The sequence below is a fragment of the Streptomyces sp. NPDC006624 genome, from assembly GCF_040611555.1.
Taxonomy (GTDB): domain Bacteria; phylum Actinomycetota; class Actinomycetes; order Streptomycetales; family Streptomycetaceae; genus Streptomyces.
The window spans coordinates 308,479-321,128 of record NZ_JBEXOM010000005.1 but is presented as its reverse complement, the minus strand read 5'-3'; the positions used below and the strand labels follow the sequence as shown (position 1 = coordinate 321,128).

The window sequence follows — 12,650 nt, the reverse complement described above, 5'->3', positions numbered from 1 at the left end:
GCTCAGGCGGCCCACTGCCGGTCGTCGAGCAGCGCGAGCACGAGCTGCGCGGTCTCGGTCGGTGTGCGGCCCACCCGCACCCCGACCGCCTCCAGGGCCTCCTTCTTCGCCTGCGCCGTACCGGTGGAGCCGGACACGATCGCACCCGCGTGCCCCATGGTTCTGCCCTCGGGTGCGGTGAAGCCGGCGATGTAGCCGACGACCGGTTTGGTGACGTGCTCGCGGATGTACGCCGCCGCGCGTTCCTCGGCGTCGCCGCCGATCTCGCCGATGAGGACGATCAGTTCGGTGTCGGGGTCGTCCTGGAAGGCGGCGAGGCAGTCGATGTGCGTGGTGCCGGCGACCGGGTCGCCGCCGATGCCGACGCAGGTCGAGAAGCCGGTGTCGCGCAGCTCGTACATGAGCTGGTACGTCAGCGTGCCCGACTTGGAGACCAGGCCGATGCGGCCGGGTTCGGCGATGTCGGCCGGGATGATCCCGGCGTTGGACTGGCCCGGGGCGATGAGGCCCGGGCAGTTGGGGCCGATGACGCGGGTGCCGTTCGCCTGGGCGTACGCGGTGAAGGCGACGGAGTCGTGGACGGGGATGCCCTCGGTGATGACGACCGCGAGCGCGATGCCGGCGTCGGCGGCCTCGGTCACGGCCGCCTTGGCGAAGGCGGGCGGGACGAAGACGACGGTGACGTCCGCTCCGGTCGCGCTCATGCCCTCGGCGACCGAGCCGAAGACGGGGACGGTCACGGGTGCGCCTCCCTGGCCGTTCGGGCACCGGGGGACGTCGAAGTCGACGGTACGGCCGGCCTTGCGCGGGTTGACGCCGCCGACGACGTTCGTGCCGGCCGCGAGCATGCGCCGGGTGTGCTTCATGCCCTCGCCGCCGGTCATGCCCTGGACGAGGACCTTGCTGTCCTTGGTGAGGTAGATGGCCATGGCGTTCTCTCCCGTCAGGCCGTGGCGGCGAGTTCGGCGGCACGGGCGGCGGCGCCGTCCATGGTGGTGACCTGCTCGACCAGCGGATGCGCGTGCGCGTCGAGGACGGCTCGTCCGCGGGCCGCGTTGTTGCCGTCGAGCCGGACGACGAGCGGCTTGGTCAGCCGGACGCTGTCCAGCGCCTGGACGATGCCGTCGGCGACCGCGTCGCAGGCGGTGATCCCGCCGAAGACGTTGACGAGGACGGATTTCACGGCCGGGTCGGCGAGGATGACGGACAGTCCGTCCGCCATGATCCGGGCGCTCGCACCGCCGCCGATGTCGAGGAAGTCGGCGGGGCGCGCGCCGCAGCCCGCGACCACGTCGAGGGTCGACATGACGAGTCCGGCGCCGTTGCCGATGACGCCGACCTCGCCGTCGAGCTTGACGTAGTGGAGGCCCTTGGCGGCCGCCGCCGCCTCGAGGGCGTCGCCGTGCTCCGGGTCGTCGGCGCCCCAGCGTGCCTGCCGGAAGCGGGCGTTGTCGTCGAGGGTGACCTTGCCGTCGAGGGCGAGGACGCGGCCCTGCCGGGTGCGGACGAGGGGGTTCACCTCGACCAGGAGGGCGTCCTCGCGGACCAGGACGTCCCAGAGCCGTACGAGGACGTCGACGGTCTGCGGCGGCAGTCCGGCCGCTTCGGCGATCTCGGCCGCCTTCGCGGAGGTGACGCCCGTGCCCGGGTCGACGGGGACGCGGGCCACGGCCTCGGGCCGGGTGGCGGCGACCTCCTCGATGTCCATGCCGCCCTCGGCCGAGGCGATCGCGAGGAACCGGCCCGCCGCGCGGTCGAGTACGTAGGACACGTAGAACTCGGCCTCGATGTCGACCGGTTCGGCCAGCATCACCGTGCCGACCGTGTGCCCCTTGATGTCCATGCCGAGGATCTGACGGGCGGTGAGCTCCGCGGCGGCGGGGTCGGCGGCGAGCCTGACCCCGCCGGCCTTGCCCCGTCCGCCGGTCTTCACCTGGGCTTTGACCACCACACGCCCGCCGAGCCTGCGCGCGATGCCGCGTGCCTCCTTGGGCGAGTCGGTGACCTCGGCCCTCGGCACCAAGATGCCGTGTTCTGCGAAGAGTTCCCTTGCCTGGTGTTCGTACAGGTCCATTCCGGCTCCTGACTGAAAGTGCCGCACGCCCCCTGGACACCACCCACCGGATGCGGGATAACAAGCTTCATACAGTATTCGTCGACTGTATGCAATGTACCGCGAGCCGCTCCAACCCCCTACGAAGGGACAGGACTTCGCCATGCCCGACGACACCCAGGACGTGATCTCCGGTGGTCATCTCGTAGCCAAGGCGCTCAAGGCAGAGGGGGTCGAGCGCATCTACACGCTGTGCGGCGGCCACATCATCGACATCTACGACGGCTGCGTCGACGAGGGCATCGAGGTCGTCGACGTACGCCACGAGCAGGTCGCCGCCCACGCCGCCGACGGCTACGCGCGCATCACCGGCAAGCCGGGCTGCGCGGTCGTCACCGCCGGCCCCGGCACGACCGACGCCGTCACCGGGGTCGCCAACGCCTTCCGCGCGGAGTCCCCGATGCTGCTCATCGGCGGCCAGGGCGCCCTCACCCAGCACAAGATGGGCTCCCTGCAGGACCTCCCGCACGTCGACATGATGAACCCCATCACCAAGTTCGCGGCGACCGTGCCGGACACGGCCCGCGCGGCGGACATGGTCTCCATGGCCTTCCGCGAGTGCTTCCACGGCGCGCCCGGCCCTTCCTTCCTGGAGATCCCGCGCGACGTGCTGGACGCCAAGGTGCCGGTGGCCACGGCACGCGTGCCGCGGGCCGGTGCCTACCGGGCCTCGACCCGCTCGGCCGGCGACCCGGAGGCCCTCGAGAGGCTCGCCGACCTGCTGGTGCACGCCGAGAAGCCGGCCATCCTGCTGGGCAGCCAGGTCTGGACGACCCGCGGCACCGAGCCGGCCGTCGAGCTGGTGCGCACGCTGAACATCCCGGCGTACATGAACGGCGCCGGCCGCGGCACCCTGCCGCCCGGCGACCCGCACCACTTCCAGCTCTCCCGCCGCTACGCGTTCTCCCACGCCGACGTCATCGTCATCGTCGGCACGCCCTTCGACTTCCGCATGGGCTACGGCAAGCGGCTGTCACCGGAGGCGACCGTCGTGCAGATCGACCTCGACTACCGCACGGTCGGCAAGAACCGCGACGTCGACCTCGGGATCGTGGGCGACGCCGGGCTGGTGCTGAAGGCGGTCACCGAGGCCGCCTCCGGACGCGTCAACGGCGGGGCGTCGAAGCGCAAGGAGTGGCTGGACGAGCTGCGCGCGGCCGAGCAGACCGCCCTGGAGAAGCGGCTGCCCAGCCTGAGGTCGAACGCCTCACCCATCCACCCCTACCGCCTGGTCAGCGAGATCAACGACTTCCTCACCGAGGACTCGATCTACATCGGCGACGGCGGGGACATCGTCACCTTCTCCGGCCAGGTCGTGCAGCCCAAGTCGCCCGGGCACTGGATGGACCCCGGTCCCCTCGGCACGCTCGGCGTCGGCGTCCCCTTCGTGCTCGCGGCCAAGCAGGCACGGCCCGACAAGGAGGTCGTCGCCCTCTTCGGCGACGGCGCGTTCTCCCTGACCGGCTGGGACTTCGAAACCCTCGTCCGCTACGACCTCCCCTTCGTCGGCATCGTCGGCAACAACTCCTCCATGAACCAGATCCGCTACGGCCAGGCCGCCAAGTACGGCAAGGACCGCGAGCGGGTCGGCAACACCCTCGGCGACGTCCACTACGACGAGTTCGCCCGGATGCTGGGCGGTTACGGCGAGGAGGTCCGCGACCCCGCCGGCATCGGCCCGGCCCTCAGGCGCGCCCGTGAGTCCGGCAAGCCGTCCCTGATCAACGTCTGGGTCGACCCCGACGCGTACGCCCCCGGAACCATGAACCAGACCATGTACAAGTGAGGTGCCCCCGATGACAGGAACCAAGGCCCTCGAAGGCATCCGCGTCCTGGACATGACGCACGTCCAGTCCGGGCCCTCCGCGACCCAGCTGCTCGCCTGGCTCGGCGCGGACGTCGTCAAGCTGGAGGCGCCGGCCGGCGACATCACGCGCAAGCAGCTGCGCGATCTGCCGGACGTCGACTCCCTCTACTTCACGATGCTCAACTGCAACAAGCGGAGCATCACGCTCAACACCAAGACCGAGCGCGGCAAGGAGATCCTCACCGAGCTGATCCGCCGCTCCGACGTCATGGTCGAGAACTTCGGTCCGGGCGCGGTGGACCGGATGGGCTTCACCTGGGACCGCATCCAGGAGATCAATCCACAGATCGTCTATGCCTCCATCAAGGGGTTCGGCGAGGGCCCGTACACCGACTTCAAGGCGTACGAGGTCGTCGCGCAGGCCATGGGCGGGTCGATGGCGACCACCGGTTTCGAGGACGGGCCGCCGCTGGCGACGGGGGCCCAGATCGGGGACTCGGGGACGGGGGTGCACGCCGTCGCGGGCATCCTCGCCGCGCTCTACCAGCGGGAGCGCACCGGTCGCGGGCAGCGGGTCAACGTGGCCATGCAGCACGCCGTACTGAACCTGTGCCGGGTGAAGCTGCGGGACCAGCAGCGTCTGGCACACGGGCCGCTCACTGAATATCCCAACGACGACTTCGGCGACGAGGTTCCCCGGTCCGGGAACGCGTCCGGCGGCGGCCAGCCCGGCTGGGCGGTCAAGTGCGCGCCGGGCGGCCCGAACGACTACGTGTACGTCATCGTGCAGCCCGTCGGCTGGCGGCCCCTCAGCGAGCTCATCGGCCGGCCCGAGCTGGCCGACGACCCCGAGTGGGCGACGCCCGAGGCGCGTCTGCCCAAGCTGAACAAGATGTTCCAGCTGATCGAGGAGTGGTCCTCGACGCTGCCCAAGTGGGAGGTGCTGGAGCGGCTCAACGCGCACGCCATCCCGTGCGGGCCGATCCTGTCCACCCGGGAGATCATCGAGGACCGGTCGCTGGTCGCCAACGGGATGGTCGTCACCGTGCCGCACCCCGAACGGGGCGAGTTCGTGACCGTGGGCAGCCCGCTCAAGCTGTCCGACTCCCCCGTCGAGGTGACCAGCTCGCCCCTGCTCGGCGAGCACAACGAAGAGGTCTACGTCGGCGAACTCGGCCTCGGCGACGAGGAAGTGCGCCTGCTCAAGTCGAACGGGGTGATCTGACGTGATGGCCGAAGACCGGGTGCTGCGGGTGCGCTCCCTCCTCGATGCCGTGCGGGCCGAGGGGCGGACCGCGCTGACCGCGCCCGAGGGCAAGGTGATCGCCGACGCCTACGGCATCGCCGTACCGGGCGAGGAACTGGCGCGGGACGTCGAGGAAGCCGTGGCGTACGCGGCGCGTTTCGGCGGGCCCGTGGTGATGAAGATCGTCTCGCCTGACATCCTCCACAAGACCGACGCCGGCGGCGTGGTCGTCGGGGTCGAGGGGTCGTCCGAGGTGCGGGCCGCGTTCCACCGCGTCATCGGCAACGCGCGCGCCTACAAGCCGGACGCCCGCATCTCGGGCGTGCAGGTGCAGGAGCTGCTGCCCCAGGGGCAGGAGGTCATCGTCGGCGCGGTCACGGACCCGACGTTCGGGAAGGTGGTCGCCTTCGGGCTCGGCGGGGTGCTCGTCGAGGTGCTCAAGGACGTCACCTTCCGGCTCGCGCCGGTGGACGCCGACGAGGCGCTGTCCATGCTGGACTCGATCCGGTCGGCGGAGATCCTGCGCGGGGTGCGGGGCCGGCCCGGCGTGGACCGGTGGGCCGTCGCCGAGCAGATCCGCCGGGTGTCCCGGCTCGTCGCGGACTTCCCGGAGATCGCGGAGGTCGACCTCAACCCGGTGATCGCCACCGCGGAGGGGGCGGTGGCGGCCGACATCCGGGTGATCCTCGCCGAGTCGCGGCCCGCGCCGCGCCGGACGTACTCCAGGGAGGAAATCCTCACCTCGATGCGCCGGCTGATGCAGCCAGCCTCGGTCGCCGTCATCGGCGCGTCCAACGAGCAGGGCAAGATCGGCAATTCCGTGATGCGCAACCTCGTCGACGGGGGTTTCGCGGGCGACATCCACCCGGTGAATCCCAAGGCCGACGACATCCTCGGCCGCAAGGCCTACAAGAGCGTCACGGACGTTCCCGGCGAGGTGGATGTGGCGGTCTTCGCGATCCCCGCCAGGTTCGTGCCTGCGGCGCTGGAGGAAGTGGGACGCAAGAGGATCCCGAACGCCGTGCTGATCCCCTCCGGTTTCGCCGAGACCGGCGAGCACGCGCTCCAGGCGGAGATCGTGGCGATCGCCGAACGGCACGGCATTCGCGTGCTGGGACCGAACATCTACGGCTACTACTCGACCTGGCAGGACCTGTGCGCCACCTTCTGCACGCCGTACGACGTCAAGGGCGGGGTGGCGCTCACCTCGCAGTCGGGCGGCATCGGCATGGCCATCCTGGGGTTCGCGCGCGCCACCAAGACGGGCGTGTCGGCGATCGTCGGGCTCGGCAACAAGTCGGACCTGGACGAGGACGACCTGCTGACCTGGTTCGGTGAGGACCCCCGCACCCAGTGCATCGCGATGCACCTGGAGGACCTGAAGGACGGGCGTGCCTTCGTGGAGGCCGCGCGGGCGACCGTGCCGAAGAAGCCGGTGGTCGTGCTGAAGGCGGGCCGCACTGCGGCGGGCGCCAGGGCGGCCGGTTCGCACACCGGGGCGCTGGCCGGTGACGACGCGGTGTACGACGACATCCTGCGGCAGGCCGGTGTCATCCGGGCGCCCGGGCTGAACGACATGCTGGAGTACGCGCGCGCCCTGCCCGTACTGCCCGCTCCCCGGGGCGACAACGTCGTGATCATCACGGGCGCCGGCGGCAGCGGAGTGCTGCTCTCCGACGCGGTCACGGACAACGGCCTGTCCCTGATGGAGATCCCGCCCGACCTGGACGAGGCGTTCCGCACGTTCATCCCGCCCTTCGGGGCGGCGGGCAACCCGGTGGACATCACCGGGGGCGAGCCGCCGTCGACGTACGAGGCGACGATCCGGCTGGGGCTGGAGGATCCGCGCGTCCACGCGCTGGTGCTGGGCTACTGGCACACGATCGTCACTCCCCCGATGGTCTTCGCGGAGCTCACCGCGCGCGTGGTGGGCGAGTTCCGCGAGCGCGGGATCGAGAAGCCCGTGGTGGCGTCGCTCGCGGGTGACGTGGAGGTCGAGGAGGCCTGCCAGTACCTCTTCGAGCGCGGGGTCGTGGCGTACCCGTACACGACCGAGAAGCCGGTGGCCGTGCTGGGTGCGAAGTACCGCTGGGCGCGGGCGGCGGGGCTGCTGGGGGGCGGTACATGAGGTGAGGCAGCGGGGGGCCGGCCGACGGTGCGCGTCGGCCGGCCCCGGGACCCGCACGCGCACGAAAGGCATGGGACAGGGGGCGCTGGCCAGATCTTTCGACGCAAGGGGTGCGACACGACATGACAACGACCGAGCTGCCCACCACGGTTCCCTACCGGGAGGTCACCGACGCGAACGGCCGCGTCTACCGCCTCGGTGAGACCGACATCGACATCATGGGGCGCAAGCGCAAGTGGATGGTGATCCTGCCGTGGATCGGCATGATGGGCATCTCCTCCGCCGAGTACGCGTTCGCGTCGGCCGAGGAGACGCTGCACACGGCGCACAGCTGGAACAGCATGCACATCTTCTGGATGATGACGGTCTGGGTCTTCTTCCAGGCCGCGGTGGCCTTCCCCGCGGGCAAGCTGCGGGAGAGCGGAAAACTCCCGGCCCGCTGGGCCATGATGTGCGGCGCGGCGGGCACCCTCATGGGCTACCTGTCACTGGCGTTCGCACCGCACGTCGTCTTCGCCTACATCGGCTTCAGCATGTTCAGCGGCATGGGCGCGGGCATGGTCTACGCCACCTGCGTCAACATGGTCGGCAAGTGGTACCCGGAGCGCAAGGGCGGCAAGACCGGCTTCGTCAACGGCGGTTTCGCCTATGGTTCGGTGCCCTTCGTCTTCCTCTTCAACGGCTACATGGACCTGACCAACTTCCGCTGGGTGCTGGTCTCGGTGGGCGTGTTCCTGGCCGGGATCGTGGCGTTCTCCGGCTACTTCTTCAGGGATCCTCCGAAGAACTGGTGGCCCGCCGACATCGACCCGCTCAACCCGCCGAAGGACCCGCGCGCGGCCCGCTCGCTGCGCATGAACCCGCCGGCGGTGCGCCAGTACTCCCCCAAGGAGGCGTGGCAGACCGGCCGGGTGGCCCTGATGTGGTTCTGCCTGGCGTGCACGTCGGGGGTGAACATCTTCGGCATCGCCTTCCAGGTGGAGATCGGCGAGGAGGCCGGGTTCGCGGGCGGCGTCGTCGCCACGGCCATGTCCTTGAAGGCCATCGTCAACGGCACCGGCCGCGGTGTCATCGGCTGGCTCTCCGACCTCTACGGCCGCAAGCGGTGCCTGCTGGTGGTGTGCGTCATCCTGGGCCTGTCCCAGTACGGCATCCTCTGGTCGGCGAACGCCGGGAACCTGCCGCTGTTCCTGGTCTTCTCCTCCATCTCCGGCTTCGGCGGCGGCGCCATCTTCCCGATGTTCGCCGCACTGACCGCCGACTACTTCGGTGAGAACAACAACGCGTCCAACTACGGCATGGTCTACAGCGCCAAGCTCGTCTCCGGACTGGGCGCCGGCATGGGTGCCGTGGTCGTCGGCGCCTGGGGGCACTCCGGTGCCTTCGTCCTGGCCGGGTCCATCTCCCTGTTCGCCGGCTGCGTGGCGCTGTTCCTCACCCCGCCGGGACGCGACAAGGAGAAGCGCCGCATCTCGCCCAACCCCCGGCCGCTCGGCGAGGACGTGGCCTGACCGGCCGGTCCGTCCCGTGGGCCGCGGTCCCACGGGTGAGGAGGCCCCTCCCCCGCCCGGGGAGGGGCCTCCTCATGCGCGTACGGCGGTCAGCACTTCTCCCGGAGCGAGTGCAGGTGCGCGCTGGAGCGGCGCGCGAACGTGAAGGACTCGTTCGGGTTGTCGTGCTCGGCCTGCCAGTGGTGGGCCATGCGGTGGCCGCGCAGCCGGGTCACGGCGGAGATGAACCGCTGGTAGTCGATGTCGCCGTCGCCCACGTCGGTCATGCGGTAGCCGTAGGGGTTCGACGGGTCGCTCTCGCCGTCCTTGACGTGGAACAGGGGGTAGCGGTCGGGCTGCCGCAGGACGTAGTCGAGCGGCTCGAACGGCGCGGCCGTGCCGTCGGGCCGCCTGGAGAAGCGGAACTGGCCGACGTACGCCCAGTAGATGTCCATCTCCAGGTAGACGAGGTCCGGGTCGGTCTCCTTCAGCAGGACGTCGTAGAGGCGGACCTTGGGATCGTCGGTGGCGAAGGAGAACTCCTCGGAGTGGTTGTGCTGGTAGAACTTCATGCCGCGGGCCCTGGCCGCCGCCCCGTAGGTGTTGAAGTCCTCGGCGGCGCGCTTCCAGGCGTCGACGGTCGAGCCGTAGCGGAATGGGTCGGCGGCCGTGCCGATGTGCTTGAGGCCGAGGGCCTGGGCGTCGTCGAGGACCTTGGTGAGGTTCTGCGCGAAGGTGTAGGCGTTGGGGTCGTCGGAGTAGTAGCCGACATGGCTGCCGATCGGGTTCAGGCCGTGGCTGCGGGCCAGGCGCTTGAGCTGTGCGAGCGTGATGGGGCCGGCCGAGCCCTGGGTGTAGCCGGCGAACTCGACCTCGTCGTAGCCGTACTTCTCCAGTTCGGCGAAGACGGGGCCGAAGCCGAGGGTGGAGACCTTGTCGCGCAGGCTGTAGAGCTGGATGCCGAGGCGGCCGGGCGGCAGGACGGGGCGGCCGCGGCCCTTGGCGCCGGACGCGGTGCCGGTGGCGGCCGTCGTGTCGCCGGTGGCGGCGGTCGCCGGGGCGGCGGCGCCGAGCAGGGTCGCGGCGGTGGCGCCCGCCGCCACGCCGAGCATGCCTCGTCTGCTGAGGCGGTGGCCGAGCTCGGGGTCGGGCTGGGAGAAGCGGCTCATGCGTGGAACTCCTCGTGATCGCGGGGCGTTGTCAGTGGTGAGTGCTTCACTTGTGACCAGTCGGATCTGAGGGCTGTGGCTGTGGCTGCGGCCGTGTTGTGCGGCTGCGGCTGAAGCCTCAGGTGAGACCGGCGAGTCGGAGCAGCAGTGACTTCACATCGGTGGCCGCGACGCGGTCGCCGACAGCGCGGGGGGTGGAGCAGATGAGGAGCGGACCGTCGTCGTCGCTCTGCGGAAGGCGGCCGTGGCTGCCGCGAATAGGTGACGGGTCGAGGGGCACGACCGCCATGCGGTAGCGCATGCCGAGTTTCTTGCGCGCCAGCGCGGTGGCCGCCTTGACCTTGACGTAGGGGTCGAGGGGGTCCATGAAGAGCTCGACCGGGTCGTAGCCGGGTTTGCGGTGGATCTCGACGAGCTGTGCGAAGTCGGGCGCGCGGTCGTCGTCGAGCCAGTAGTAGTACGTGAACCAGGCGTCCGGTTCGGCCACGGCGACGAGTTCGCCGGCGCGCGGATGGTCGAGGTGGTGGGTCTTCTTGCCCTCGTCGTCGAGGAGTTGCTCGATGCCGGGCAGTCCGTCGAGGGCGGCCCGGGTGGCGTCGAGGTCCTCGGGGCGGCGCACGTAGACGTGGGCGATCTGGTGATCCGCGACCGCGAAGGCGCGGGACGCCATCGGGTCCAGGTACTCCATGCCGTCCTGCGTGTGCACCTCCAGCAGACCGGCGCGGCGCAGCGCCCGGTTGATGTCGACGGGCCGGTTCACGCGGGTGATGCCGTACTCGGACAGCGCGACGACGGTGCGGCCCTCGGTGCGGGCGTCGTCGAGCAGCGGGGCGAGTGCGGTGTCCAGGTCGGCGGCCGCCTTGAGGGAGCGCGGGTCGTCGGGGCCGAAGCGCTGCAGGTCGTAGTCGAGGTGAGGGAGGTAGCAGAGCGTCAGGTCGGGGTGCCGGGTGCGGTTGATGTGACGGGTCGCGTCGATGATCCACCGGCTGGAGACGAGGTCCGCTCCGGGGCCCCAGAAGTGGAACAGGGGGAACGTGCCGAATCGGTCGGTGAGTTCGTCGTGCAGGGCCGCCGGCCGGGTGTAGCAGTCGGGTTCCTTGCGGCCGTCGGCGTAGTAGACGGGACGGGGGGTGACGGTGATGTCGGTGTCGGCGCCCATGGCGTACCACCAGCAGATGTTGGCGACGGTGTAGCCGGGGTGGGCGCGGCGGGCGGCGTCCCAGAGTTTGTCGCCGGCCACGAGCCCGTTGTGCTGGCGCCACAGGAGGACGTCGCCGAGCTCGCGGAAGTACCAGCCGTTGCCGACGATGCCGTGCTCCGAGGGCATGGTGCCGGTGAGGAACGTGGACTGGGCTGCGCAGGTGACGGCGGGCAGGACGGTGCCCAGCGGGGCGCGGGAGCCGGACTGGCCGAGCGATTTCAGATGGGGCATGTGGTCGAGGAGACGGGGGGTGAGGCCGACGACGTCGAGGACGAGGAGCGGGGTGGGGCGGCCGGCGGTGGCCGGGGCCGTGTCCGCGCGGGTGCTCATGGCAGCTCCTTCAGGCCGAGGTCCGTCAGCAGGTCGCGGGCGAGGGCGAGTTCGGCGGCGATGCCTTCGGCCAGCTGGGAGCGGCCCTTGGGGCGCAGCTCGGGCGGGAGGGCCTGCCAGGTGTAGGTCTCGACCTCCAGGTGCCGGGTGAGCGGGGCCGGGCCGCCGACGAGCCGGTTCAGTACGGCCTTGAGGACCGGGAGTGTGGAGGTGAGGGGCGCGGCGGGGGCCGCGTGCAGGGGGACGTGGAAGTGCGCGCGCCAGGGCGTGCCGTCGGGCAGGGCGCCGCCCGAGAGGGCCTCGTCGAGGTCGTCGGTGGCGCGCAGCCCGGCGGCGGTGGCCGTGCGGGTCTGGTGCAGGAAGCGGGGTTCGGCGAAGGCGGCGAGGGCCTCGCGGACCTCGGGCAGATGGGGGTGTTCGGCGTGCAGGGCGGCGGAGAGCTGGGATTTGACGACGGGGACGCGGGCTTCGGTGAGCGCGTCCAGGGCGGTGTGCGGGTCTTCGAAGGAGGTGGCGAGGTGGCAGGTGTCGACGCAGATGCCGATGCGGTCGTGGCCGATCGCGGTGAGGGGGGCGAGGGCGTCGCGGGTGGTCTCGACGACGCAGCCGGGCTCCGGTTCCAGTCCGACGCGCAGGGAGCGGCCGGTCAGCTCCTCGATGGCGTCCAGGCGCTCGGCGAGGGTGCGCAGTGCGGTGCGGGCGGTCTCCGCGCGCTCGTCGTCGTAGGCGGTGCGCCAGGCCAGGGGCAGGGTGGAGATGCTGCCCTCGGTGACGTCGTCGGGGAGCAGCCCGGCGAGGACGCGGGCCAGGGCCGTGGTGTGGTCGAGGCGTTCCGGGTCGGCCCAGTCCGGCTTGTAGACGCGGTACTTGACCTCCTCGGCGCCGAAGCCCTCATAGGGGAAGCCGTTGAGGGTGACGACCTCGAGGCCGCGCCGGTCGAGTTCGGTGCGCAGCCGGCGCAGCGCCGACGGGTCGGTGACGAGGGCGTGGGCGGCGTCCTTGGCGAGCCAGAGGCCGATGCCGAGCCGGTCGCGGCCCAGGCGCCGGCGGACGGGTTCGCAGTGGTCGCGGAGCTGGGCGAGGACGCCGTCGAGGGTTTCGGCGGGATGGACGTTGGTGCAGTAGGCGAGGTGGACGGTGGTGCCGTCGGGGTGGCGGAAGCGCAT

The 12,650-nt window shown here is 70.9% G+C and carries 9 protein-coding genes; 4 read left to right on the top strand and 5 right to left on the bottom strand.

The window, feature by feature from the left end; all coding sequences use genetic code 11:
• Positions 1-2 precede the first annotated feature (2 nt).
• Together sucD and sucC are read right to left on the bottom strand one after the other, a co-directional pair.
• Entirely contained in the window at positions 3-929 is a 927-nt protein-coding gene (sucD, locus tag ABZY20_RS12170) for a succinate--CoA ligase subunit alpha (protein WP_356440353.1), read from the bottom strand.
• Positions 930-943: 14 nt separating this feature from the next.
• Positions 944-2,074, bottom strand: a complete 1,131-nt coding sequence (gene sucC, locus ABZY20_RS12165) for an ADP-forming succinate--CoA ligase subunit beta (protein WP_356440350.1) — start codon at positions 2,072-2,074, stop codon at positions 944-946.
• Positions 2,075-2,216: 142 nt separating this feature from the next.
• Here sucC and ABZY20_RS12160 point away from each other — a divergent pair, with 142 nt between their 5' ends.
• From ABZY20_RS12160 to ABZY20_RS12145, 4 genes are all read left to right on the top strand, one after another.
• Positions 2,217-3,899 carry a thiamine pyrophosphate-binding protein gene (locus ABZY20_RS12160; protein WP_356440348.1) on the top strand — a complete coding sequence of 561 codons (1,683 nt, stop codon included), beginning with the start codon at positions 2,217-2,219 and terminating at the stop codon, positions 3,897-3,899.
• A 10-nt stretch (positions 3,900-3,909) separates the two neighbouring features.
• Entirely contained in the window at positions 3,910-5,145 is a 1,236-nt protein-coding gene (gene frc, locus ABZY20_RS12155; protein ID WP_356440345.1) for a formyl-CoA transferase, read from the top strand.
• Between the two features lie 4 nt (positions 5,146-5,149).
• Positions 5,150-7,294: an acetate--CoA ligase family protein gene (locus ABZY20_RS12150; RefSeq protein WP_356440742.1), complete on the top strand. Its 2,145-nt coding sequence runs from the start codon at positions 5,150-5,152 to the stop codon at positions 7,292-7,294.
• 122 nt (positions 7,295-7,416) lie between these two features.
• Entirely contained in the window at positions 7,417-8,805 is a 1,389-nt protein-coding gene (locus ABZY20_RS12145) for an OFA family MFS transporter (RefSeq protein ID WP_356440343.1), read from the top strand.
• Positions 8,806-8,894: 89 nt separating this feature from the next.
• Here ABZY20_RS12145 and ABZY20_RS12140 read toward each other — a convergent pair whose 3' ends face one another.
• From ABZY20_RS12140 to eboE, 3 genes are all read right to left on the bottom strand, one after another.
• Positions 8,895-9,953 carry a sugar phosphate isomerase/epimerase gene (locus ABZY20_RS12140; protein ID WP_356440341.1) on the bottom strand — a complete coding sequence of 353 codons (1,059 nt, stop codon included), beginning with the start codon at positions 9,951-9,953 and terminating at the stop codon, positions 8,895-8,897.
• 118 nt (positions 9,954-10,071) lie between these two features.
• Positions 10,072-11,484, bottom strand: a complete 1,413-nt coding sequence (locus ABZY20_RS12135) for a nucleotide pyrophosphatase/phosphodiesterase family protein (protein WP_356440339.1) — start codon at positions 11,482-11,484, stop codon at positions 10,072-10,074.
• A complete protein-coding gene (gene eboE, locus ABZY20_RS12130; protein ID WP_356440337.1) occupies positions 11,481-12,650 on the bottom strand; it encodes a metabolite traffic protein EboE in 1,170 nt (389 codons plus the stop codon). Before eboE ends, ABZY20_RS12135 begins: the two co-directional genes overlap by 4 nt.